19 protein-coding genes and 1 tRNA gene are annotated in these 22,468 nt (G+C 71.1%); 9 read left to right on the forward strand and 11 right to left on the reverse strand.

Annotation, left to right across the window (positions count from 1 at the left end; genetic code table 11):
* Window position 1 precedes the first annotated feature (1 nt).
* Both AB0368_RS36330 and AB0368_RS36335 read right to left on the reverse strand, forming a co-directional pair.
* Entirely contained in the window at window positions 2-961 is a 960-nt protein-coding gene (locus AB0368_RS36330; RefSeq protein ID WP_366158587.1) for a MoxR family ATPase, read from the reverse strand.
* Complete coding sequence (locus AB0368_RS36335; RefSeq protein WP_366158588.1) at window positions 958-2,214, reverse strand: toll/interleukin-1 receptor domain-containing protein; 1,257 nt, start codon at window positions 2,212-2,214, stop codon at window positions 958-960. The genes AB0368_RS36330 and AB0368_RS36335 overlap by 4 nt, the downstream gene beginning before the upstream one ends.
* Before the next feature lie 107 nt (window positions 2,215-2,321).
* On the opposite strand from AB0368_RS36335, the gene AB0368_RS36340 reads away from it, so the two are divergent.
* Together AB0368_RS36340 and AB0368_RS36345 are read left to right on the forward strand one after the other, a co-directional pair.
* Window positions 2,322-3,752, forward strand: a complete 1,431-nt coding sequence (locus AB0368_RS36340) for a phthalyl amidase (RefSeq protein ID WP_366158589.1) — start codon at window positions 2,322-2,324, stop codon at window positions 3,750-3,752.
* 194 nt (window positions 3,753-3,946) lie between these two features.
* On the forward strand, window positions 3,947-4,597 hold the full coding sequence (locus tag AB0368_RS36345; RefSeq protein ID WP_366158590.1) for an adenylate kinase: 651 nt from the start codon (window positions 3,947-3,949) through the stop codon (window positions 4,595-4,597).
* Between the two features lie 9 nt (window positions 4,598-4,606).
* Here the strand turns inward: AB0368_RS36345 and AB0368_RS36350 are convergent, their stop codons facing one another.
* Window positions 4,607-5,698, reverse strand: coding sequence for a Xaa-Pro peptidase family protein (locus tag AB0368_RS36350; protein WP_366158591.1), 1,092 nt, complete (start codon window positions 5,696-5,698; stop codon window positions 4,607-4,609).
* A 56-nt stretch (window positions 5,699-5,754) separates the two neighbouring features.
* Between AB0368_RS36350 and AB0368_RS36355 the strand changes: the two genes are divergently transcribed.
* A complete protein-coding gene (locus AB0368_RS36355; protein ID WP_366158592.1) occupies window positions 5,755-6,309 on the forward strand; it encodes a hemerythrin domain-containing protein in 555 nt (184 codons plus the stop codon).
* Between the two features lie 7 nt (window positions 6,310-6,316).
* Here AB0368_RS36355 and AB0368_RS36360 read toward each other — a convergent pair whose 3' ends face one another.
* The 3 genes from AB0368_RS36360 to AB0368_RS36370 all read right to left on the reverse strand — a co-directional run bounded on the left by AB0368_RS36360 (window position 6,317) and on the right by AB0368_RS36370 (window position 9,667).
* Complete coding sequence (locus AB0368_RS36360) at window positions 6,317-7,228, reverse strand: alpha/beta fold hydrolase (RefSeq protein ID WP_366158593.1); 912 nt, start codon at window positions 7,226-7,228, stop codon at window positions 6,317-6,319.
* A gap of 86 nt (window positions 7,229-7,314) precedes the next feature.
* Entirely contained in the window at window positions 7,315-9,081 is a 1,767-nt protein-coding gene (gene ctaD / locus AB0368_RS36365; RefSeq protein ID WP_366158594.1) for a cytochrome c oxidase subunit I, read from the reverse strand.
* A gap of 82 nt (window positions 9,082-9,163) precedes the next feature.
* Window positions 9,164-9,667, reverse strand: coding sequence for an N-acetyltransferase family protein (locus AB0368_RS36370; protein ID WP_366158595.1), 504 nt, complete (start codon window positions 9,665-9,667; stop codon window positions 9,164-9,166).
* Window positions 9,668-9,756: 89 nt separating this feature from the next.
* Between AB0368_RS36370 and AB0368_RS36375 the strand changes: the two genes are divergently transcribed.
* From AB0368_RS36375 to AB0368_RS36385, 3 genes are read left to right on the forward strand one after another with little or no spacing between them, the layout of a single operon-like run.
* The gene (locus tag AB0368_RS36375) at window positions 9,757-12,117 is read left to right on the forward strand and encodes a TIR domain-containing protein (protein ID WP_366158596.1); all 2,361 of its coding nucleotides are present in this window, start codon (window positions 9,757-9,759) and stop codon (window positions 12,115-12,117) included.
* Window positions 12,111-12,554, forward strand: a complete 444-nt coding sequence (locus AB0368_RS36380; protein ID WP_366158597.1) for a hypothetical protein — start codon at window positions 12,111-12,113, stop codon at window positions 12,552-12,554. The genes AB0368_RS36375 and AB0368_RS36380 overlap by 7 nt, the downstream gene beginning before the upstream one ends.
* A gap of 39 nt (window positions 12,555-12,593) precedes the next feature.
* Window positions 12,594-14,030, forward strand: coding sequence for an alpha/beta fold hydrolase (locus AB0368_RS36385; RefSeq protein WP_366158598.1), 1,437 nt, complete (start codon window positions 12,594-12,596; stop codon window positions 14,028-14,030).
* A 12-nt stretch (window positions 14,031-14,042) separates the two neighbouring features.
* On the opposite strand, the gene AB0368_RS36390 is transcribed toward AB0368_RS36385, so the two are convergent.
* Complete coding sequence (locus AB0368_RS36390; protein WP_366158599.1) at window positions 14,043-15,056, reverse strand: LD-carboxypeptidase; 1,014 nt, start codon at window positions 15,054-15,056, stop codon at window positions 14,043-14,045.
* Between the two features lie 186 nt (window positions 15,057-15,242).
* Between AB0368_RS36390 and AB0368_RS36395 the strand changes: the two genes are divergently transcribed.
* On the forward strand, window positions 15,243-15,716 hold the full coding sequence (locus AB0368_RS36395) for an Hsp20/alpha crystallin family protein (protein ID WP_366158600.1): 474 nt from the start codon (window positions 15,243-15,245) through the stop codon (window positions 15,714-15,716).
* A 63-nt stretch (window positions 15,717-15,779) separates the two neighbouring features.
* Here AB0368_RS36395 and AB0368_RS36400 read toward each other — a convergent pair whose 3' ends face one another.
* A complete protein-coding gene (locus AB0368_RS36400; protein ID WP_366158601.1) occupies window positions 15,780-16,730 on the reverse strand; it encodes an alpha/beta hydrolase in 951 nt (316 codons plus the stop codon).
* A 9-nt stretch (window positions 16,731-16,739) separates the two neighbouring features.
* Window positions 16,740-18,371, reverse strand: coding sequence for an NAD(P)/FAD-dependent oxidoreductase (locus AB0368_RS36405; protein WP_366158602.1), 1,632 nt, complete (start codon window positions 18,369-18,371; stop codon window positions 16,740-16,742).
* 822 nt (window positions 18,372-19,193) lie between these two features.
* Here AB0368_RS36405 and AB0368_RS36410 point away from each other — a divergent pair.
* Window positions 19,194-19,281 (forward strand) — tRNA-Leu (locus AB0368_RS36410).
* A gap of 365 nt (window positions 19,282-19,646) precedes the next feature.
* Window positions 19,647-20,195, forward strand: coding sequence for a hypothetical protein (locus AB0368_RS36415; RefSeq protein ID WP_366158603.1), 549 nt, complete (start codon window positions 19,647-19,649; stop codon window positions 20,193-20,195).
* A gap of 258 nt (window positions 20,196-20,453) precedes the next feature.
* Here AB0368_RS36415 and AB0368_RS36420 read toward each other — a convergent pair whose 3' ends face one another.
* Together AB0368_RS36420 and AB0368_RS36425 are read right to left on the reverse strand one after the other, a co-directional pair.
* On the reverse strand, window positions 20,454-21,713 hold the full coding sequence (locus AB0368_RS36420; protein ID WP_366158604.1) for an amidohydrolase family protein: 1,260 nt from the start codon (window positions 21,711-21,713) through the stop codon (window positions 20,454-20,456).
* A 130-nt stretch (window positions 21,714-21,843) separates the two neighbouring features.
* Window positions 21,844-22,407: an NAD(P)H-dependent oxidoreductase gene (locus tag AB0368_RS36425; protein ID WP_366158605.1), complete on the reverse strand. Its 564-nt coding sequence runs from the start codon at window positions 22,405-22,407 to the stop codon at window positions 21,844-21,846.
* Window positions 22,408-22,468: the final 61 nt, after the last annotated feature.

A 22,468-nucleotide genomic window follows, 5' to 3' on the forward strand; every position in this document is an offset into this window, starting at 1 on the left:
TCTACTCCGGGTGGTCCGGCTTCACCATCAGCAGCTTGCGCAGCTGCGGCCAGGCCCTGCTCCGCACCGTGATGCCCAGGCCGCGGCAGGCGCGCAGGGCGTCAAGGAACTCCGCAGTGCTCGGCGCCCGCAGCGCGGCACGGTCCGCGTCCGCCTGGACCTCCATCAGCTGGTCGGCGATCGCGCGGGCCAGCTGGAGATCCTGCACGGTGTGGCCGCCGTCGTACGCGTCCAGATGCATCCGCGCGATCGTGACCAGCCGGTCGGCGTCGGGGCGCTTCAGCCAGGCGACCACGCAGCGGCGCAGGAACGCCCGGGGCAGCTCGCGCTCCTCGTTGGTGGTCAGCACGACGAGGTGCCGGGCCAGCGGGGTCGGATCGGGGCGCTCGGGTGGCTCGCGGCGTACCCGGGTTCCCGTGTGGGTGACGACGAACTCCTGGGACCCCAGGGGCACGAGCAGGTTGTTCGGCAGATCCGGCTCGGACTTGTCGATCTCGTCGATGAGGACCACCGCGTGGTCGGCGGACGGCGCTTCGTCACCGTGGATCCGGTGCGCCGGGTCCGCCGCAGGGGAGCCGTCCCCGTCGCCGGCCGGGCGCCCGCGGCGGGCGGCGGAGCGCGGGGCGAAGGCCCACCACAGCACCCTCGGCTCCACGTACGCGTATTCCTCCAGGACCCGGGAGGCCTGCGCGTCGGCCAGCTTGCGGACGGCGTCGAAGGTCCAGAGCAGATCGTGGGCCTCGGTCCGGGAGGTCACGACGTGTTCGTAGTACCGCCAGCCCCGTTCGCGGGCGACGTATGCCGCCAGGGAGGACTTGCCGGAGCCGGGGTCGCCGCGGAGCAGCAGGGGCCGGCCGGTCGCCAGGGCGACGTCCACCGCGAGGGACAGCTCATCGGTCATGGCGTACGCCCGGCCGTCGCGGTTGTCGACGCCGTCCGAACCGGTCACCGCTCCCGTCATCGCACGTCGCCCCGCATCCGCTCGGGTACCAGCTGCACGAGATCCTCCACGAGTTGATAGGCCACGAGTTCATCGTCCTTGGCCAGAGCGGGGAGCAACAGGTACGGCGCCTCGGGCAGCCACCGCCGTACCGTCGGCTCGTCGGGGTGCGCCCGGCCGACCAGCACGATGAGGTTCACCCAGGGGAAGTCCCGGCGGAGTGCTTCGATCGCCGGCCCGACCGCCGGCAGCGGAACGCCGCCCGGATCGACGACGAGAAAGGACAGACCCGGCGGCGGGACGATCTCCTCGATCGGTATCCGGGGCGGTAGCCGGGCCAGTTCCCGGACTGCCGCTTGCAGCGCCGCGGAGACGTCGGCGACGGACTGCTCGCCGACCAGCTCACCGGCCACCGCACAGCGGTATCCGGAGAAGGAGCGGCAGGTCGCCCGCTCGAAGTACTGGCGGGCCGTGCGATCGAGGCGGGCGTTGAGCAGGACGACCGGCCGGCGGTCGGCCGCGCCGTGGAGCAGCAGCCGGGCCGCGTCCCCGTCCACCCACGTCGGAATGATCTCCTCGATGAGATTGCGGCGCTGCTCGTCGCTGAACCCCCGCTTGATCCGCGCCAGGGTGTCGCACGCGCGCCGGTCGATTCCCTGGTGGAGGAGCTGGTGGGCGACGTAGTTCAGCTGAGCCGTCCGCCCCGGCAGCTCGGCGAGACCGTCCGCCGCGCCGAAGGCGTCCGCCGAGACGGCCAGGTGACCGTCGTCCAGGGTGGCCAGCGCCTCCACGACCCGCGACGTCCACTCCTGCATGGGATCGCTGCTCCGGCGTCCGCCGACCCGCAGGCGGCTCACGGCGCGAACCACCTCGGGCACCACCCCGCCACCGCCGGCCGGGCCGCGCCTCGCCGGCCGGGTGTGCTGGACCTCCAGCAGCTCAGCCAGTCCGGCCGCCTCGATGTCCGGCGCTGTGACCCCGTCCAGCAGCACCGGGATGATCATGACGGACGCACCCAGCGCGCGGCGCCAGAGGACGATGTTCGCCTCCTTGCGGACCCAGGGCGACTTCAGCGCGCCGGAGTCCAGGAGGAACACGACCGCGTGGCATTCCGCCAGCGCGTGGTAGATGCGGGCCCGCCAATCGTCGGCGAGCCGGACGCTCAGTTCGTCGATGAAAACCTTGTGCCCGGACAGGGCCGCGGCGATCTCGTTACGGAGCTGCCGGGTGGCGTCGCTTCCGTTGCAGTAGCTGATGAAGATACGCGCCGCCATGGTCGCCGCCCAGCATCCATCATGGTGGGCGGCGAGGCAACCGGGCACGGTGGCCGGCCCTTGACACCCACCCGAACGCGTCATTGGATGTTACCGGGAGGTAGCTGATGGTGACGTACCGAAAACCCGTCATTGCGGCGCTCGCTGTGGCCGTGGCCTGCGCGACGGCGCTCGTCGCCCCGCCGGCCGCCGCGGCGCCGGCCACCTGCGCCGCGCCCGTCCCCAGCACCACCCAACCCGGCTACCTCGTCGCCGACCCCGCCTGCGAACTCGACGGCAGGCCGTTCCTGCCGCTCACCGACTCCTCGGGAGCCACGCTCACGCGGATCCACACGGGCATCACGGCCGGGGCGGCCTACCGCATCGAAGTGCCGCTGCACTGGAACGGCGAGCTGGTCGTCTACGCCCACGGGTACCGCGGCACGGACACCACCGTCTATGTGGACAACCCCGGCCTGCGGTCCCACTACGTGGCCCGGGGCTTCGCCTGGGCGGCCTCCAGCTACAGCACCAACGGTTACGACGTGGGGCAGGGCGTACGGGACTCGTACGCGCTCATCGACGTCTTCCGCCAGGTCACCGGCACGGGCGCGAGAGCCGTCTACATGAGCGGTGCCTCGATGGGCGGCCACGTGACCGCCGTCGCCATCGAGAAGCACCCGCGGGCGTTCGTGGGCGCGATGCCGTACTGCGGTGTGCTGGGCGACACCGAGCTCTTCGACTACTTCCTCGACGCGAACGTGACCGCCGCGGCGCTGGCCGGCGTGGACATCGACTTCCCGCTGTCGCCGCCGGCCGACTACGAGCAGACGTGGCGTACCCGGGTCGCCGCCGTGCTGCCCGAGCTGGGCGTCACCGCCGGCGCCCCACCGGTCCTGACCGCCGCCGGGCACACCTGGTCCGACGTCGTGGAACGGCGCAGCGGCGGCGAGCGGCCCGGCTTCGACGGCGCGTTCTCGTACTGGAACGCGGCCCGTTCCCTCTCGCCCCTCGACGACCTGCCGTTCCTGTTCGGCGTCTGGCCCGGCCTGACCGGGGGCACCGGCGGGATCGCCGACGGCAACGTCACGGGCAACCGGTTCACCCTCTACCGCAGCACCGACCGCCGGTGGCCCACCGCCGCGGAGTGGCGCCTCAACGCCGACGTACTGCGCGTACGCCGTACCGCAGGGCCGGACCGCGGCCTCGACGGCATCCCCCGCGTCGACGGCCGGCCGCCGGTGCCGGTGCTGTCCCTGCACGACATAGGCGACCTGTTCGTACCGTTCTCGATGGAGCAGGTGTACGCCGGCCGCGCCGCCCTGCACGGCCGGTCCGGCCTGTTCGTGTCGCGCGCGATCCGCGGGGTGGGGCACTGCGACTTCACCCCCGCCGAGCTGCAGCAGGCCTTCGACGACCTGGTCGGCTGGGTGCGCCACGGCACCCGCCCGGGCGGCGACGCGATCCTCGACCGCCGTACGGTCGCGGCACCGGCGTTCGGCTGCCGGTGGACCGTCGGCGTGCACCCCACCTTCACCGCCCCGCCCTGTCCCGCCTGAGTCCGGCATGGCCGAGCCGCACCGTCACCGCGAGGTGGCGTCGTCCTTCGGGGTGGACGGACCCTGGTGGCGACCGCCTCACTGAGCGGGCGGCGTCCCCGCGGCGTGCAGGTCCTGCGGCCCCGGTGATGGACTTCCGCGGCGGCGGATGACAACCTGATCTCGATGGCACCGTCACCGGAAAGGGCTGCTCGATGCGGGTCTTGATGGTCGCGCCGCCCGGAGCGGGCAAGGGCACCCAGGGTGCGGTGATCGCAGCCCACTTCGACATCCCGCACATCGCCACCGGCGACCTGCTGCGCGACCACGTCGCCCGGCAGACCCCGCTCGGCCGGGCGGTGCGCGAGCACCTCGACCGCGGCGACCTGGTGCCGGACCACATCGTGCTGGACATGGTGCGCGACGCGCTGGTCGCGGCCAAGGAGGCCGGGACCGGCTACGTGCTGGACGGCATGCCCCGCAACATCACCCAGGCCCGCACGCTGTACCAGGTCGGGAAGTCCCTGGCCATGACGGCGGACGTGGCATTGCACCTCCAGGCGGACGACGGCGAGCTCATCCGCCGGCTGCTCGCCCGCGCCGCCCTGGAGCACCGCAGCGACGACACCGAAGACGTGATCCGGCGGCGCCTCGCGCTGTACCACGAGGTGACCCACCCGATCGTCACCTGGTACGCCGAACGCGGCATCCTGGTGTCCGTCGACGCCATGCAGCCGGTCGAACGGGTCGGGCGCCAGATTCTGACCGCGCTCGAGGCGATTCGTCCGCTGCTGGACCACGTACCCGAACACGCCCGCACGCCGATCGACCTGACCGGCCTCGGCGCGGCGTTCGGTGACGCCTGAGCGAACGGCTCAGAGGTGGACGAGGCCGGTGCCGGTCGTGTTGAGGCGCCGTCCGCCGTCCGCGGTGCAGACGACGATGTCCTCGATGCGGGCCCCGTGGCGCCCGGCCAGATAGATCCCCGGTTCGATGGAGAACGCCATCCCCTCGCGCAGGGGTTCGCTGTTGCCGGTGACGATGTACGGATCCTCGTGGGTGTCCAGCCCGATGCCGTGCCCGGTGCGGTGCAGGAACGCCTCGCCGTACCCGGCGGCGGTGATCGGTTCCCGTGCCGCCGCGTCGACCGCCTCGGCCGGCACGCCGGGCGCCACGGCCGCCACCGACGCCCGCTGGGCGGCCTGCAGAACCGCGTAGTAGTCGGCGAATTCCGGGGGAGCGGCCGGCCCGAGCACATACGTACGCGTGCAGTCGGAGCAGTATCCGCTCGGCATCGTGCCGCCGATGTCGACCACCACCGGATCGCCGGCCTCGAGCACCCGCGCGCCGCTGCTGTGGTGCGGGCTGGCGGCGTTCGGGCCGCCCGCCACGATGACGAAGTCCGTACGGGCGTGCCCGGCGTCGCGGATCGCCGTGGCGATGTCGCCGGCCACCTCCGCCTCGGTGCGTCCCGGCCGCAGCCAGCGGTGCATCTGCCGGTGCACCGCATCGATCGCGGCGCCGGCCTCGGCGAGGGCGGCGACCTCGGCCGGCGACTTGACCGCGCGCAGCCGTCCCAGCACCGGCGCGGCACGTTCCCAGCGCACCCCGGGCAGCCGTTCCTGCAGGGGCAGCAGGTGCGCGGCCGGCATCACGTCGACCACGCCGACGCGCCCCGCCGGCGGCAGGAGATCGGCGAGCAGCCCGTACGGGTCGGCGCCGTCCGGATAGTCGGCCAGCTGTACGCCGGGAGCACCGGCCGAAGCCGCCGCACGCTCCAGCCGGGGCACGATCAGCGTGGCCTCCCCGCCGGCCGGCAGGACCAGGCAGGTCAGCCGTTCCAGCGGCATCGCGTCGTAGCCGGTGAGGTGGCGCAGGTCGGAGCCGGGCGTGACGAGCAGGGCGGTCCAGCCCTGCCCGGCGGCCGCCCGGCGGGCGTCTTCCTGCCTGCGCTGCGATTCCTGCATGAGGCCACGGTATCCGGGGTAGTCGGCTGCTGTTCTCACCCGCCTCAGGAGGTTTCATGACCAGCAGAGACGTGATCGACGTCCTCACCAGCGACCACCGCGACGTCACCGCCCTGATCGGCGAGATCTGGACGATCAAGGACCCGATGATCCGGCGCGACCTCACCGACACGGCCATCAGCGAGCTGGTGCGCCATGCGGTCGCGGAGGAGATGTACGTCTACCCGGCGATGCGCAAGCACCTGCCCGACGGCGACAAGGCGGTCGAGCACGACGTCGAGGAGCACAAGGAGCTCGAGCAGGCGATGAAGAAGCTGGAGGCGCTCGACGTCACCGGCACGGAGTTCGACGAGGCGCTGCGCTCGCTCGAGGCCATCCTGGCCGACCACATCCAGGACGAGGAGTCGGAGCAGTTCCCCGAGCTGCGCCGCCGGATCCCCGAGGACGAGCTGGTCGAGCTCGCCGGCAAGGTGGAGACGGCGAAGAAGGTCGCCCCCACCCGCCCGCACCCCGGCGCCCCCAACAGCGAGCTGTTCCACAAGCTGGTCGGTCCCGGCGTCGGGCTCGTCGACCGCCTGCGCGACAAGCTCACCGGCCGCGCCACCCGCTGACGTCCGCCTACCTGGACTCGACCCGCCCGAGCGGGTCGGGTCCGGCCGTCAGCGCGTCGGCCTCCGCCTTCCACGCGGGGTCCCCGGGGTGCAGCTCGCTCCACAGGTACGCCCGGGTGAGGCGCTGCACCGCGGCCACCCGCCGCGGATTCTCGGCGACGTCGTATCCGGAGATCCCGCCGAGCCCGTGCTCCGCGCCGAACAGAGTGAGCAGCGTCTTCGGCCCGGGGGAGAGGTAGTACGGATCGGTGTGCCACTCCGCGCCGCGCACCGTCAGGTGGGCGGACGTGTCCTTGTCCCCGGCGACGACCAGCGTGGGTGTCGTCATCGCGGAGAAGTCGGTGGTCGAGAAGAAGGGATAGTTCTCGGCCACGACCTCGGTGAGGGCGTCGCCGCCGCGGCCGGGCGCGGCGAGCAGCACGCCGGCCTTGATCCGGGGCTCGACCAGGTTCACCTCGGTGCCGTCGTGCGGATCGGTGAGCCGGGCGCCCAGCAGCAGGCTCGCGGTGTGCCCGCCCATCGAGTGCCCGGCCACGGCGACGCCGGCGGGATCCAGGCGCCCGCGCAGGGTCGGGACGGCGGCTTCGATCGCGCCGAGCTGGTCGAGGATGCGGCTCATGTCCTCGGCGCGGGATCGCCAGTACAGCGGCGCCTCGGGGTCGTCGGAGCTCAGGGTCAGCGTGCTCGAGCTCAGGTGGGTCGGCTGGATGACGGCGAAGCCGTGCGCCGCCCAGTAGTTCGCGAGCGGGGCGTAGCCGTTGAGGGACGAGAGGTTGTTCGAGGGGCCGTGGCCGTGCGACAGCAGGATGATCGGCAATTCACCGCCGGTCACGGGGGCGGAGACCCGGACCTGCAATTCGACGGTACGGCCGGGAGCCGGCAGCACTACGGGACTGACGGACAGTACGGGGGTGGCCATGGGAGTGCCTCCATCGCGGGACAGGCAAACGGAACGTCGTTCCGGAACTATACGGAGCAACGTTCCGCTTCGTCAACCGCGGCGTCTCATCGACTGTCCGAGCGGTCCTCCTGGTAGCTCGCGCCGGTGTCGGACTCGCTGCTCAGCGGGCGGGCGCCGCCCTCCGGCGGTCCCGCCTCCGACTGCTCGCCGGCGGCCAGCTCCGGGAACTTGGTGTCGAAGGCCGGGCGCTCCGAGCGGATCCGCGGCATGCGGTCGAAGTTGCGCAGCGGCGGCGGCGAGGACGTGGCCCATTCCAGCGAGTTGCCGTGGCCCCACGGGTCGTCCACCGTGACGAGCGTGCCGGCCCGGTACGACTTCCAGACGTTGTAGATGAACGGCAGGGTCGCGGCGCCCAGCACGAAGGAACCGATCGTGGAGAACGTGTTGAGGAAGGTGAAGCCGTCGGTCTCCAGGTAGTCGGCGTAACGGCGGGGCATGCCCTCCGCGCCCAGCCAGTGCTGCACCAGGAAGGTGGCGTGGAAGCCGATGAACGTCAGCCAGAAGTGGACCTTGCCGAGGCGGTCGTCGAGCATCCGGCCGAACATCTTCGGGAACCAGAAGTAGATGCCGGAGAACACCGCGAACACGATCGTGCCGAACAGTACGTAGTGGAAGTGCGCGACCACGAAGTAGCTGTCGTGGACGTGGAAGTCGATGGGCGGCGAGGCGAGCAGCACCCCGGTCAGGCCGCCGAGCAGGAACGTGACCATGAACCCGAGGGCGAACATCATCGGTGTCTCGAAGCTGATCTGGCCGCGCCACATCGTGCCGATCCAGACGAAGAACTTCATGCCGGTCGGCACCGCGATGAGGAAGCTCAGGAAGCTGAAGAAGGGCAGCAGCACCTGGCCGGTGGCGAACATGTGGTGCGCCCAGACGCTGAACGACAGCATCCCGATGAGCAGCGTCGCGCCGACCAGTCCCTTGTAGCCGAACAGCGGCTTGCGGCTGAAGACGGGGATGACCTCGGTGATGATGCCGAAGAACGGCAGGGCCACCACGTACACCTCAGGGTGGCCGAAGAACCAGAAGAGGTGCTGCCACAGCATCGGCCCTGCGGTGTTCGCGTTGAAGACCTGCGCGTCGAGGATGCGGTCGGCGGCGAGCGCGAACAATGCCGCGGCCAGGAACGGGAAGATGGCGATCACCAGCAGGCTCGTGACCAGGATGTTCCAGGTGAAGATCGGCATCCGGAACATGGTCATGCCGGGCGCGCGCAGCGTCAGGATCGTGGTGATCATGTTGACGCCGCCGAGGATCGTCCCCAGGCCGGAGAGGGCCAGGCCGACCACCCACATGTTGCCGCCGATGCCGGGCGAGTTCACGGAGTCGCTCAGCGGGACGTAGGCGGTCCAGCCGAAGTCGGCGGCACCCCCGGGCATCGCGAAGCCGCCGAGCGCGATGAGCCCGCCGAAGAGATAGAGCCAGTACGCGAACGCGTTGAGCCGCGGGAACGACACGTCCGGCGCGCCGATCTGGAGCGGGACGACGAAGTTGGCGAAGGCGAACACGATCGGCGTCGCGAAGAACAGCAGCATGATCGTGCCGTGCATCGTGAACAGCTGGTTGTACTGCTCCGCCGACAGGAACTGCATGCCCGGCCGGGCCAGCTCGGCCCGCATGAGCAACGCCAGGAAGCCGCCCACCACGAAGAAGCCGAACGACGTGATCATGTACATGATCCCGATCTGCTTCGCATCCGTGGTGCGCAGGGTCCGGCCCAGCGCGGAGCCGCGCACCTGGCGTCTCACCGGCCAGGGGCGGCTGACGACCGGCTGCGGTGTGGCAGGCCGCGGAACGATCGTGGTCATGGCGCCCTCCCGGGAGGAGCGGGTAGCAGTCGACCAATGCCCCGACGCTACGCCGACGCGCCGATGATCGACAGCACCCGCCTCACACGACCGCCGACCGCCGTTCGATCAGGAGCACGTCGCGCCAGACACCGTGATGGCGGCCGATGCGTTCGCGGACGCCGATGTCGCGGAAGCCGCACCGCCGGTGCAGGGCCAGGCTGGCGGTGTTCTCGGGGAAGACGCCCGACTGGATCGTCCAGATCCCGGCCCGCTCGGTGGAGTCGATCAGCGTCTCGAGCAGCATGCGGCCGATGCCCCGGCCGCCGGACCGTGGATCGACGTAGACGGAATGCTCGACCACACCGGCGTAGGCGGCGCGCGCGGACACCCGGGAACAGGCGACCCAGCCGGCCACCTCGCCCCCGTCGAGGGCGGCGAACCGGTGCCCCGGCAGCCGGGCCGCGTCGAACTCCTCCCAGGACGGCGGCTCGGTCTCGAACGTGGCGTTACCGGTCGCGATGCCCGAGGCATAGACGGTCAGGACCCCGTACGCGTGTGCCGCTGTCATCGGCACCACCTCGAGGCCGTCGGCGCGAAGAGTCATCGTGAAACCTTTTCGGGTGAAAGGTGCCGTCCGTCAGCTAGTCGACACCAGCATGGTGATCATCATGGCGGTACCGGTGCAATCCCCGGATGCTCCGTCACGCCGCCAAGAACTCTCCCGCGTCCGGTCGTTACGACGCCTTCATCTCCTACAGCCGCGCGGCCGACGGACAGCTGGCCCCGAATCTCCAGCGTGAACTGCAGATCTTCGCCAAACCGTGGAACCGGCGCCGGATCCTCGCCGTGTTCCGCGACGCGGACAGCCTGTCGGCCAACCCCGGACTGTGGACGGCGATCGAGACGGCGCTGAGCGAGGCCCGGTACTTCGTCCTGCTGGCATCGCCCGGGTCCGCCGCGTCGCCGTGGGTACGCCGGGAGGTCACCTGGTGGCTGGAGAACCGTACGCCGCAACGGATCCTCATCGTCCTCACCGAGGGTGAGCTGGTCTGGCGGGGGAGCGGCTTCCACCCGTCGTCGTCCGCGCTGCCGCCCGAGCTCCGGCTCGCGTTCGACGAGGAACCCCGGTGGATCGACGCCCGCTGGGCCCGGCACGAGAGCCAGGTGACGCCCCGGGACCCGCGCTTCCGGGAGCTGACGGCCGACGTGGCGGCGCCGCTGCACGGCCGCTCCAAGGACGACCTGATCGGCGAGGACGTCCGCCAGCACCGGCGCACCAAGCGCCTCACGAGAGCGGCAGTGGCGTCGCTGGCGACCCTGCTCTGCGCCTCGGGCACGGCGGCCGTCGTCGCGTACCGGCAGAGCGTCGTCGCCACGGAGCAGGAGCGGCTCGCGGTGTCCCGGCAGATCGCCGCCACCAGCGTCCAGGACATTCCCCGGCGGCTCGACAAGGCGCTGCTCCTCGCCGTCGCGGCGCACCGGGAACAGCCCACGCCGCAGAGCCGGGCCGCGCTGCTCGAGGCGTCGTCCGCCAGCCCCGCCCTGGTCCGGTTCCTGCACCACGACGCCGAGGTGACGGCCGCCGCGGTGGCACCGGACGGCGCCTCCGTCGTCACCGGTACGCAGGCCGGAGCGGTCACCGTGTGGCCCACCCAGCCGGGTCCGCCCCGGGTCCTGCTGCGAGGCCGCGCGGCCGTGACGGCGGTGGCCTGGTCGTCCGACGGCAAGAAGATCGCGGTCGGCGACGGCGCCGGCGCCGTGGCCCTCTACGAGACGGCCGGGGGCCGGCGCCGGCAGGCGGCGAGCGTACGGGGTGCGGTGGCCGACGTCGCGGTCTCGCCGGACGGCCGGTGGGCAGCCGCGGCCGGCACCGAGGCGGTCGCGGTGCTGGACCTGAAGAAAGGCGGCGTCCGTTCGCTGCCGGTGAATGGTTCGCGGCCCGTCGTGGGCTTCACCGCGGACAGCGAACGGATCCGCGTCGGCAGCGCGTTCGAGGAGACCCTGTCCGTAGTGACACGATCCTGGCGGCTGCCCGCGTTGGCGCCGGCCGGGCAGCCGGTGACCATGCCGGTCCCTGCCAAGGACTATTCCTCGGCGTACTCGCCCGATCGCGGGTACTTCGGCTTCTTCAGGCTGGGCGACAGCACCGTCTACGGGAACGGCTCCGACAAGGAGCTCAGGTTCCCGGGCGTCGACTCCACCCAGGCCGAGAACTTCGCCGTGTCCGCGGACGGTCACCGGGTGGCGGTCGCGCAGTCCGGTGTGGTCACCGTGGCGCAGCGGGGTGACGACGCGCCGGCTCCCCGCCGGTTGACCGGCGCGCCGACCGGGCCGGCCCTGCTGCGCTTCGGCCCGGACGGGAACGTGCTGCTCAGCGGCGCGGGCACCGACGTGGCCGTCTTCGATCTCGGTCAGCAGTCCCGCCTGGGGCAGATCGTCGGCCCGGACGTGCCCGATCCCAACGAGGCCGGCATCCCGCCGGCGATGGCGGTGCGGCCGGACGGCCGTCAGGTCGCCTGGGTGGAGGGCGGCGCGGGAGAGCCCACCGCGCGGCTGCGGATCTGGGACAGCGGCGAGCGCCGGCTGATCGCCGACGCGCCGATCGCCGCGGACGTGACCGCGCTGGCCTACAGCCGGGACAGCCGGACCCTCGCCGCCGCCGGCAGCCCGGGGGTCGCGCTGTTCGACACCTCCGGCCCGCACCTGCCGAACCCGCGCGTGCTGACGCTCGACCCGCCCGCGGGCAACGTCACCGGCGTCGCGCTGAGCCCGGACGGCGCTTCGGCCGTCGTGGCGGCCACCTCGGACGACTACCAGCAGCTGGAGATTCACCGGCTGCGCACCGCCGACGGCACCGCCGAGGCGACCAGCCGGCAGAAGATCGGCAACGGCCTGAGCTTCCTGCTCTCGCCGGCCGGCGACGCCCTGATCATTCAGGGCAACGACCGCAGCCTCGTCCGGGTGGACACGAGAACCGGGGCCCGGCACCCGATCACGGGTCCGCTGCCGGCCGACGGACCCACGCCGGTCTCTCCGCGGACGGCGACGTGCTGACCTACGCCGCCGGGCTCGGGGCGGCCACGGTGCGGAGCATGCGCGACGACCACGAGGTAGGCCGGCTCGACGGTGTGGGACTGCTGGTTACCGCCGACGCGCGGGCCGGCCTGGCGGCGAGCCTCGACATGAACGGCACGCTGGGGCTGGTGGACCTGGCCACCGGCCGGCGGCTGGGCGAGGCCCCGTTGCAGGATCCCGCGCAGGCGGAACGGGGTGACACGGCGTACCAGACGGCCATGGCCTTCAGCCCCGGCAAAGCCGTGCTCTACTCGGTGACGATCGGCGGCGACGCGATCCGCTGGGACTTCGGCGAGGAGACGCTGCTGTCCCAGGCCTGCGCGGTGGCGGGCCGGGACCTGACCGAGGCCGAGTGGCGCGCCGACCTCGGCAGCGAGCCGCCCGCGGACCTGTCCTGCGAGCCCGGCGCGTCGTAAGCCGCCGGGCCGTGGCAGCCGGCCGATACGGTGCTGCGCATGCCGACCGGAACCCGGCCCATCGTGCGGCTCGCGGCCCTGGTCGCCGGCCTGCTGCTGCTCGCAGTGGGCGCGGTGCTCGGCGCGTACGCCGGCCACGGCCTGCGCTCGGCGTCGGCGACCGTGGACGGCGTACCGGTGGAGACGGTGCGTCCGGCCGGCGGCGGATCCGGGCGCCCCGCGGTCGTGGTCGCGCACGGGTTCGCGGGCTCGGGACGGCTGATGCGGCCGTTCGCCGACACGCTCGCCCGCCGCGGCTACGTGGTCGCCCTGCCTGACCTGGCGGGCCACGCCGCGAACACCCGGCCGCTGACCGGGCAGGACGAGGTCGACCGTGATCTCGCCGCGGTCATCCGATACGTGCGGGCGCTCCCCGACGTCGACTCCGAGCGGGTGGTGCTGGTCGGCCACTCGATGGGCGCGGCCGCGGTGGCCCGTGCCGGTTCCCGCGACCAGCGGATCGCCGCCACCGTCGCGATCTCGCTGGGGGACAGCGCCGCCGTCTCGTCGCCGGCCCCGCGCCGCCTGCTGCTGCTGGTCGGCGGGCTCGAACCCGCGGGCATCCGATCCGCCACGGAAGCGGCGGCCACCGGCGGAAGCAGGCTCGTCCGCGTACCGCTGGCCGAGCACGTCGGGGTGCTGTACGCCGACCGTACCCATCATGAGACGGCCCGGTGGCTCGACGACGCCGTGGGTCACCGGCCGGAGCGGCGGGTCATCGCCGCGAAGCAGCGGGTGGCCGCCGGCGGCCTGATCCTCGCCGGGTTGCTGCTGCTGGCGGCGGCGTTGCTGAGCCGCAGATCCCGCGCCACTGCGGTGGTGCTGCCCGCGCGCGAGGCGATGCGATGGATCGCCGTGGCGGTCGCGCTGGCGCCGCTCGCGGGCCTGGCCGGGGGAGCGCTGCTCTCTGCGACGCTGCGAGCCACGGTCTGCGGATATCTCATCGGCTACCTCGGCGGCGCCGGCGTCCTGCTCGCGGTCGCGGCGGCGGTGGCGCATCGCCGCGCTCGAATTCGCCTTCCGTCGTGGCGGGGCCTTGCCGCAGCGGCCGCGTTCGCCGTGGCGGGTGTCGCGATGGTCGTGCTGCCGATCCACGCCGGCCTCACGTCGGCGGTGCCCTACGGGCCGCACCGGTGGCTGGTCGCATTGCTCGCGCTGGCCACAGCCGTCCTGCTGGCCTCGGCGCACGCCCTCGCGGGCCCGCCGTGGAGCGTGGGCGTCCTGGCGGCGGTGCTCGTGCCGGTGCCGGTGGCGGCCGCGGTGGGCCTGGCGCCGGGCTTCCTCGCCCTCGTGGCGCCGCTGATCACGGGGCTGCTCGCGGTGCATCTCGTGGTGGCCGGTCTCGCCTGGCGGTCCGGTACGCCGTGGTGGCGGACGGTCCCGGCCGGCGCGCTGATGATCGCCCTGCCGGTCGCGACCGCCCTGCCGATCGCCTGAGCGGGCAGGCGCCTACTCGCGGACCCCGGCCCGCACGGTCAGCGTCCCCGCGGCGGTGTCGATCGTCGCCGGGGTGCCCAGCGGCACGGTCAGCTGCCCGGTGCCGTGCCCGACCCGCAGCCCGCCCAGCACCGGCACGCCCAGGTCGCCGACCCGGTCCTGCACCGCCTGCGCCGCCGTCCACTGTCCCGTCCCGCCGGACGCGTTGGTGAACTGGCCGATCGCGATGCCCGCGACCCGCTCGAGGATCCCCGCGCGGCGCAGCTGGGTGAGCATCCGGTCGTAGCTGTACGGCCCCTCGTCGGTGTCCTCGAACAGCAGGATCGCGTCGCGCAGATCCGGCAGGTCGCCGGTGCCCAGGCTGGTCTGGAGCATGGTGAGGTTGCCGCCCAGCAGGGTGCCGGTCGCCGTGCCCGGCACCTCGACGGCCGCGCTGGGCTCGGCCGGATCGCGGGTCAGCACGATCGGCGCCGTGGTCATGATCGCCGCGCGCAGCGACTCGATCTCCACCGGGCCGGTGCGCGAGTCCGTCCAGTTGACCATCGGGCCGTAGAAGCCGACCAGCCGGGCGTCGCGCCAGAGCCGGCCGATCAGCGCTGTGAGGTCGCTGAAGCCGACGAACACCCGCGGGTCCCGGCGTACGGCGGCCAGGTCGAGGCCGTCGAGGATGCGCTGGGTGCCGTAGCCGCCGCGGGCCGCGAAGACGCCCCGGACACCCGGGTCGGTGAAGGCGGCGTTGAGGTCGGCCAGGCGGGCCTCGTCGGTGCCCGCCAGGTAGCCGTACCGGTCGTACAGGTGCTCGCCGGGTTCGACGACGAGCCCGAAGCTCTCCAGGATCTCGATGCCGCGGGCCAGGCGGGTGTCGGGGACGCCGGCCGGGGCGATGACCCGTACCCGATCCCCGGGTCGCAGGGCCGGCGGCCGGACGGCGGCCCGGGGGCGGAAGGCTTGCGCGGGCGTCCCGGCGGCGAGCGAACCGGCACCGGCCACCGCGGCGCCGATGACGGTACGGCGAGTGAGCGTCATCCCGGGAGCCTTGCGGCGCGCCGGGCCGGGCGTCAACTTTTTCGGCGAATCGGCTGGCACTCTCCACGGAGGAGTGCTAAAAAATGACTTGTCGCTGCTGCACGCAGCGCCCTCGGCAGAACTGATCCTTAGCCGAGCGCCACGCGTCCGCCGGACCGGCCGGCGGACGGTCCGAAGGAGGTGTCCGTGGTGCTGACTTTCGATCCTTTCCGCGAACTCGACCGCCTCGCCGGTCAGATGTTCGGCACCGGTTCCGCTGTCGGCGGCGCCGCCACCCTGGCGATGCCGATGGACCTGTACCGCTCCGGTGAGCACTTCATCCTGCATTGCGACCTGGCCGGCATCGATCCGGGCTCCGTGCAGGTGGACGTCGACGGCCGGGTGCTGACGATCCGCGCGGAACGCTCGGCCCGCACCGACGACGAGGTGCAGTGGCTGCGCCGCGAGCGCGTAACCGGCACCTTCGAGCGGCGCCTGACACTGGGCGACGGCCTCGACCTCGACAAGATCGCGGCGACCTGGCAGGACGGCGTCCTGACCCTGACCATCCCGGTCGCCGAGGCCGCGAAGCCGCGCCGCATCGAGATCGCCACCGGCGGCGAACGACCCGTGATCGAGGCGGCGGCCGAGCAACAGCCGTCGGCGGTCACTCGATCCTGATCCCCGCGCACCGCAGCGGCCGGGCGGGAACGCTCCCGCCCGGCCCCCGTCGCCGGCGAAGGATCAGGCCAGAGCCCGCTTGAGGGCGTCGACCCGCAAAGCCCACGTCCGCCGCGCCAGGGCAGCCTCCATCGCGAACGTCTCCGCCGCGTGGTAGCTCCCCGGATGCACGTGCAGCTCGGTCGGCACCCCGGCCGCCATCAGCCGCTGGGCGAACGCGATGTCCTCGTCCCGGAACAGGTCCACCGTGCCCACGTCGATGAACGCGGGCGGCAACCCGGCCAGATCCTCGGCCCGGCTGGGCGCGGCGTACCGGTCGGCCGGTTTGCCGCCCAGGTACCAGGCCCACGCCTCGACGTTGCCGTCGCGATCCCAGATCCCGACGTCGGTGATCTCCCGGCTCGACGCGGTCTCGTTGCGATCATCGATCATCGGATAGATCGGCATCATGAACCGCACCGCCGGCCCACCTCGGTCCCGGGCCATCATCGCGGCCGCGATCGTCAGCCCCCCGCCGGCACTCCCGCCGTAGATCGCCAGCCGGTCCGGGTCGATGCCCAGCTCGGCAGCGTGCGCGGCGGTCCACTGCAGCCCGGCGTAACAGTCCTCGGCCGGCGCCGGATGCGGATTCTCCGGGGCGAGCCGATACTCGACCGACACCACGACCGCGCCGACCTGGTCGCACAGCAGAGTCGCGGTCGGATCCTCCCCGGCGACATTGCCGAGAATCATGCCGCCCCCATGGATGAAGAAGATGCCGGGCAGCGCGGTTGCGGCATGACGCGGCCGATAGATCCGTACCGAGATATCGGGCTCACCCTGCGGCCCGGGAACCGTGCGATCCTCCTTGACCACATCCGGATTCTCGGGCACCTCGATGGCACCCAGCATCGCCTCCACAGCGGCCCGGCGCTCGACGATATCGGCGATCGCATTGAAACCACCGGGCAGGGCTTGCACCAACAGATCCAGGGGTACGCGGACCTCAGGGTCGATCAGTTCACGGCGGGACATGGCAACTCCTCAGACAGTCAGCTCGAAACCCTCGTAGCCCTTGGCGGCCACCTCGTCGCACTTCTTGCGGTACTCGCCGACGCCACCCGCGTACGGCATGAAGACCCGCGGCTTGCCCGGCACGTTCGCGCCCATGTACCAGGAATTCGCCTTGGGATAGAGCGTGTGGCCGGCGATCTGATTGACGTGCTCGACCCAGGCGTCCTGAGCCGCCAACGCCGGCTCGATGACCCGCAACCCCTGCTCATCCAGGTGCGCTATGGCATCCACGACGAAGTCCACATGCTGCTCGATGGAAACGACCATGTTCGACAGTACGGACGGACTCCCCGGCCCAGTGATCATGAACAGATTGGGAAACCCCGCCGTCCCGATCCCCAAGTACGTCCGAGGCCCCGCGCTCCACGTCTCCTTGAGCGACAACCCGTCCCGCCCCCGGATGTCGACGTTGGTGAGAGCCCCGGTCATCGCGTCGAAACCGGTGGCATAGACGATCGCGTCCACCTCGTACTCGTGATCGGAGGTCCTGATGCCCTTCTCGGTGATCTCGACGAGAGGTGTGCGCTGCAGATTCACCAGGTGCACGTGGGGGAGGTTGTAGGTCTCGTAATACCCGGTGTCCAGGCAGGGCCGCTTGGTGCCGACGGGATACCCCGGGCAGAGGTCGGCGGCCACCCCCGGATCGGCGACGATCCCCTGAATCCTGCGATGGATCCACTCCCGGGCGGTGTCATTGGCGGCCCGGTCGGTGGCCAGATCCTTGTACGCCGTAAGCAGATTGACCAGGCTCCCGCTCTCCCAAGCGGTCTCGAAAGTCGCATCCCGCTCGTCATCGGACACCTCGAGCGCAGACCGGGTGGCCATCGGCACGGGAACCCCGAATCCCGACTCCCGCTGAGCCTGCCGGAACTTCGGATAATTCGCCTTCATCTCCCGGACCTCATCCGCCCGCAAAGCCCGATTCCGCGCTGGCAACGAGTACGCGGGCGTGCGCTGGAAAACGGTCAGATCGGCGGCCTGCCCGGCGATGACCGGAATGGACTGAACGCCGGAGGAACCGGTCCCGACGAGTCCGACCCGCATCCCACTGAAGTCGACGCCCTCATGCGGCCAATGCGCGGTGTGATAGGTCGCGCCCTTGAACGAGTCCAGGCCGGGGATCTCGGGAAGCTTCGAGGCGGAGAGGCAGCCGGTGGCCATGACGAGGAACCGGGCCGTGACGGCGTCCTGGTGCTCTGTGCGTACCAGCCAGGTCTTGGCCTCGTCATCCCAGGCCGCGCCGCTGACGCGGGTCCGGAAGACGATGTCCCTGCGAAGATCGAACCGGTCAGCGACGTGCTGCGCATAGCGCAGAATCTCCGGCTGAGTCGGGTAGCGCTCCTGCCATTCGTAATCCTGCTGGAGCTCGTCATCGAAGGAGTAGGAGTAGGCGAGGCTCTCGACATCGACATCGACATCGACATCGACATCGACATCGACGCGGGCGCCGGGGTAGCGATTCCAGTACCAGGTACCGCCGACATCCGTGCCGGCCTCGAAAACGACGGCCGTGAGGTGGTGCCGCCGGAGCTGATGAAGCAGATACATACCGGAGAACCCGGCACCGACGATGACGACGTCGACGGAACGGTTTTCGGTCATAGGGGTGCCTCCAAGAGTGACTGGTGGCGCTGGGGTTCTTCGTGCGGAGGTGGGGCCGCCGCTTGATCGCCGGTTGCGGCTTGCGTGAGGGCGGCGGGTTCGCTCAGGGGACGGCTTTGTTCCTGGGCGTCGGCTTGTTCGTTCCTGGGCGTCGGCTTGCGGTGAGGGCGGCCTTCGACCTTTGCTCTGGACGTCGGCTCTACTCGGGGCTTCGGCTTGCTGACGGCCCTTTTGCTTGGGACGTCGGCTTGCTCGCGGCGTCGGCCCTGTTCAGGGCTTCGGCTCGGCTCAGGGCTGCGGATTGCCGGTGGCCGTCTCTGGTGGGGGATGTCGGCTTGCTCGCGACACGGCTTTGTTGTGGGCTTCGGCTTGCTGCCGGCACGGCTTTGTTGTGGGCTTTGGCTTGCTCGCGGCACGGCTTTGGTGTGGGCTTCGGCTTGCTCGCGGCACGGCTTTGGTGTGGGCTTCGGCTTTGCGTCGGCGTCGGCGCCGAGCAGGTGCGTCGGTGGGCACCGCCATGGTTCGGTGCATCCGATCTCTCGGCCGTCGCCCTGGTCAGGAGCCGCGCGGCCGATGTGGTGACCAGAGCCACAATATAGGATGCATTCTGTACGCCGGTCAATGTCTCGCCTTATAAAAGCGCAGGTCAAGATCGGTTAAGCCGCGCCGGCCCGCAACCATGCCCCCGCACGCGACGCGCGGGGGTGGGGTCGATGCAAGGTCAGCGCCGGGCCGTGTAAAGTTCTCTCCTGTGCAGCCCACCGGGGCACACCGCACGCGGATGCCAGCCGCGTGCCGGCCCGGGCCAGGCTGGACAAGCAGGTCCGGGTGGCGGAATGGCAGACGCGCTAGCTTGAGGTGCTAGTGCCCTTTATCGGGCGTGGGGGTTCAAGTCCCCCCTCGGACACCACTTATCTCCACGATCGATGTTCTTCGATCGAACCTCCGCGAGCACCGTGCTGGTGCCTGGACGGTATGTCATCTCCAAGCCAAGCCGTGCGTAGATCTCTGTGCGGTCACGCGGATCCGCCTGCCTGAGCAGGCCGAGAAGTCCGCCGAAGGCGTCCACGATCGCGGCGATCTGCTCTTCGTTCATCCGTTCGGGCGGTGCCTCGGTCAGGCCGAGCCGCGCTTGGGCCGCCTTCTTGATCGCGGTCGTCTCGCTGATCCATTCCGCGACCAGTGAGGGGTCACCTCCGGCGTCTAGCGCCGCGCGGTATCGCGTGATCTTGGCGTCGCAGTCGCCGATCGTCTCGCGCAGGTTGGGGCGTCGTCTTGCTGGTGGTGTTTGGCGAGGGCGGCGCGGTGGCTGGCGTCGGCGATGCGCTGCAGCGTTTCGGTGAGCCTCGGTCCGCCGAGTTCCTCGGTGAGGAAGCGATCTACCGGTTCGGTGATTGCCTCCTGCCGGTGTACCGGGGAGCGGGCCGCGACGACGATTCTCGGGAGGTGTTGCTGGCTGGTGAGCGGCACCGACGCGAGACGCTTGTGTTGTCCGGGCGGGCCTGGGGGCGCCTTCAGGACTTCACCGTCGGGTACGGCTACCGCCCGGGGCGGGCAGTGGCCTGGCTCGCCGCTTTCCAGCTGATCGGTACCATCGTTTTCGGCCAGCTTCCGCCCCGCGCCGCCGAGCCGGCGAAGGCGCCGGACTTCGTCGCTTTCGCCTACACAGCCGACCTCATCCTGCCGGTTCTGGACCTCGGGCAGCAGTCGGCCTATCACGCCAGGGATTCCACGGTGTGGCTGGCGTACGTCCTCATCCTGGCCGGCTTGTTGTTTGCGACCACGATCGCCGCGGCGGCCGCGCGACGCTTGCGACGGAACTGATCGACGGCCACCGCGGCCACGACCACCAGGTCGAAGAACAGTTCCAGCCATTGAATCCGGTCCGGCGCGTCGCGACGGTCGGTCGGCTCGGACATGATGCGTCCATCCTGCACCGGCGCCCCGGGGCCCGTGCGGAGATTGGCGATGTGCCGGTCGGGCTTCCTGCTCTGGTGGCCGGCTGACCCTTTCGGGATGTCCTGCCCATGACGTGGCCCGGTGCCCATGGTTGGGCTCCGGTCACTGGAGGTTCGTGGATGTCTACCGGTGGGTGGCGGTGATTGCGGCGTCGGCCAGGCGGGTGCCGCGGCGCCAGACAGCGCGGGTGTTGAGGCTGTCGCTGATCGTGGTGGTGGGGTCGCCGTCGACCAGCAGCAGGTCGGCGCGTAGTCCTACGGCGATGCGGCCGCGGTCGGTGAGGTTGAATCGGCGGGCCGGGGTGCTGGTGGCAGCGCGGAGCGCTTCGACCGGGGTCAGGCCGGCCCGGATGAGGTATTGCAGTTCGTGATGGACACTGGCGCCGTGGGCGAGGCCGCCGAGGAATGGGAACGGGACCGAGGTGTCGGTGCCGACGAGGATGTCGACGCCAGCGTCGTGCAGGGCTTTGACGGAGGCGAGCACGTCGTTGAGGTTGCCTTGCGGGTAGTGGTTGAAGCTGGAGTGCAGGGTTTCCAGCCAGGCGTCGTCGAGGCGGGACGAGACGCGTGGGTCGGTGGCGAGTTCGGCGCCGGTGATGCCCATCATCGAGGCGTTGAGGACGACGCAGGGTACGACGAAGGCGCCGGAGGTGGCGACGCGTTGGATGATGTCGCTGGTGTGGGGGCGGTCCATGAATAGGTGGGCGAGGCCATCGACGCCGGCATCGATTGACATGCGGGTGGCGTCGATGGTCAGGGCGTGAGCGATGGTGAGCATGCCGTGGCGTTTGGCCTCGGCAACGCCGGCGTTGAGGGTGGCCTGGTCGAGCATGGGCAGGCCGGGGTGTCCTTCGACGCTGCCGTCGTCGACCATGAACTTGATGTAGTCCGAGCCGGAGTCGATTAGTTGCGGGATGAACGCGACGGCTTGCTCGGGGCTGGTGGAGAACGGCATGACCGGCGGGGCCTGTGGCGGTCCGGCTGGTGGCCGCGCGCCGGGCGGTGGGCCGGGCCGGAAGCCCTCGGGGAACAGTTCCGAGGGGTGTCCGCCGGGTGGGGTGATGCCGAAGCCGGAGGAGCGTACGTCGGCGAGGGTGTCGTCCTGCTCGATCGGCTGGCGGTTGGCGCGGGTGTTGGTGCCCTGCATTTCCAGGTGGGTAGTCACGCCGAAGCGCAGTGCCAGGGTGAGGCTCTGCCGGTTGGTGTGGACGTGGGCGTCGAACAGGCCGGGTAGCAGCGTCGCGCCGGTGGCGTCGATAATGTCGGCGTCGGCCGGCGGTTGACCGCCCACGACAGTGATGGTGGTGCCTTCGATGACGAGGGCGGTGGCGTCCAGCACGTCGTGTCCGTCGAAGATGCGTGCGTTGATGATTGCTGTGCTCATCGAAACTCCCTTCGATCCTCGGTGTGACGCCGTCGGCAACATCGTCTACGGCGGGCACGGGTCGAGGTGGTGGTTTGGTGGGATTGACGGGGCGCGGCCGGCGGCCCGTGAGGGTGCGGCGGGCAGGTCGTCAGCCCGGTACGCGTAGCGTGGCGAGCGCTGTCGACCAGGCGACGAGTTGGTCGAGGGTGGTGGTGAGCGCGCCGGCCTGGTGCTCGGCGGGGGTGAACTCGGTGAAGCCGGTGAAGTCGTGGTGCAGGCTGAGGGCGACCTGGGAGCCGACGTCGGCCAGTTGCAGGGTAGCCATGACCGGCCGGAGCGCTTCGACGGCGCGGACGCCGCCGTCGAAGCCGTAGGAGACGAACGCGGCGGCTTTGTTGTTCCATTCGGCGTAGACGCGGTCGAGGGCGTTTTTCAGCGCCCCGGGGTAGGAGTGGTTGTACTCGGGGGTGACGAACACGAAGCCGTCGTAGCCGGCGACGGTCGCGGCCCAGGCTTTGGTGTGCTCGTGGGTGTAGCGGCCGGTGGCCGGAGGCATCGGCTCGTCCAGCGGCGGCAGGTTGACCTGGGCGAGGTCGAGCAGTTCGAAGTGGGCGTCGGTGCGCTGGGCGGCGTGCTTGAGGACCCAGTCGGCGACGGGTTCGCCCCGGCGGCCGGGGCGGGTGCTGGCCAGGACGACAGCAATCTTGGTCATGGAGGGCTCCAGTTCTGCAGGTTCGTTCGAGTGGGTCGGAATTGGGCTCGTCTGGCATCGC

Origin of the sequence: Actinoplanes sp. NPDC051475 (genome assembly GCF_040689425.1) — a bacterium.
GTDB lineage: Bacteria > Actinomycetota > Actinomycetes > Mycobacteriales > Micromonosporaceae > Actinoplanes.

Excerpts from the sequence above, each read along its gene's own strand:
- AB0368_RS36330 (WP_366158587.1), bottom strand. The coding sequence starts at position 961 with ATGACGGGAGCGGTGACCGGTTCGGACGGCGTCGACAACCGCGACGGC.
- AB0368_RS36350 (WP_366158591.1), bottom strand. The coding sequence starts at position 5,698 with ATGCAGGAATCGCAGCGCAGGCAGGAAGACGCCCGCCGGGCGGCCGCC.
- AB0368_RS36405 (WP_366158602.1), bottom strand. The coding sequence starts at position 18,371 with ATGACCGAAAACCGTTCCGTCGACGTCGTCATCGTCGGTGCCGGGTTC.
- AB0368_RS36370 (WP_366158595.1), bottom strand. The coding sequence starts at position 9,667 with ATGACTCTTCGCGCCGACGGCCTCGAGGTGGTGCCGATGACAGCGGCA.
- AB0368_RS36390 (WP_366158599.1), bottom strand. The coding sequence starts at position 15,056 with ATGACGCTCACTCGCCGTACCGTCATCGGCGCCGCGGTGGCCGGTGCC.
- AB0368_RS36360 (WP_366158593.1), bottom strand. The coding sequence starts at position 7,228 with ATGGCCACCCCCGTACTGTCCGTCAGTCCCGTAGTGCTGCCGGCTCCC.
- AB0368_RS36385 (WP_366158598.1), top strand. The coding sequence starts at position 12,594 with ATGCCGACCGGAACCCGGCCCATCGTGCGGCTCGCGGCCCTGGTCGCC.
- AB0368_RS36425 (WP_366158605.1), bottom strand. The coding sequence starts at position 22,407 with ATGACCAAGATTGCTGTCGTCCTGGCCAGCACCCGCCCCGGCCGCCGG.
- AB0368_RS36340 (WP_366158589.1), top strand. The coding sequence starts at position 2,322 with ATGGTGACGTACCGAAAACCCGTCATTGCGGCGCTCGCTGTGGCCGTG.
- AB0368_RS36355 (WP_366158592.1), top strand. The coding sequence starts at position 5,755 with ATGACCAGCAGAGACGTGATCGACGTCCTCACCAGCGACCACCGCGAC.
- AB0368_RS36420 (WP_366158604.1), bottom strand. The coding sequence starts at position 21,713 with ATGAGCACAGCAATCATCAACGCACGCATCTTCGACGGACACGACGTG.
- AB0368_RS36400 (WP_366158601.1), bottom strand. The coding sequence starts at position 16,730 with ATGTCCCGCCGTGAACTGATCGACCCTGAGGTCCGCGTACCCCTGGAT.
- AB0368_RS36375 (WP_366158596.1), top strand. The coding sequence starts at position 9,757 with ATGCTCCGTCACGCCGCCAAGAACTCTCCCGCGTCCGGTCGTTACGAC.
- ctaD (WP_366158594.1), bottom strand. The coding sequence starts at position 9,081 with ATGACCACGATCGTTCCGCGGCCTGCCACACCGCAGCCGGTCGTCAGC.
- AB0368_RS36335 (WP_366158588.1), bottom strand. The coding sequence starts at position 2,214 with ATGGCGGCGCGTATCTTCATCAGCTACTGCAACGGAAGCGACGCCACC.
- AB0368_RS36345 (WP_366158590.1), top strand. The coding sequence starts at position 3,947 with ATGCGGGTCTTGATGGTCGCGCCGCCCGGAGCGGGCAAGGGCACCCAG.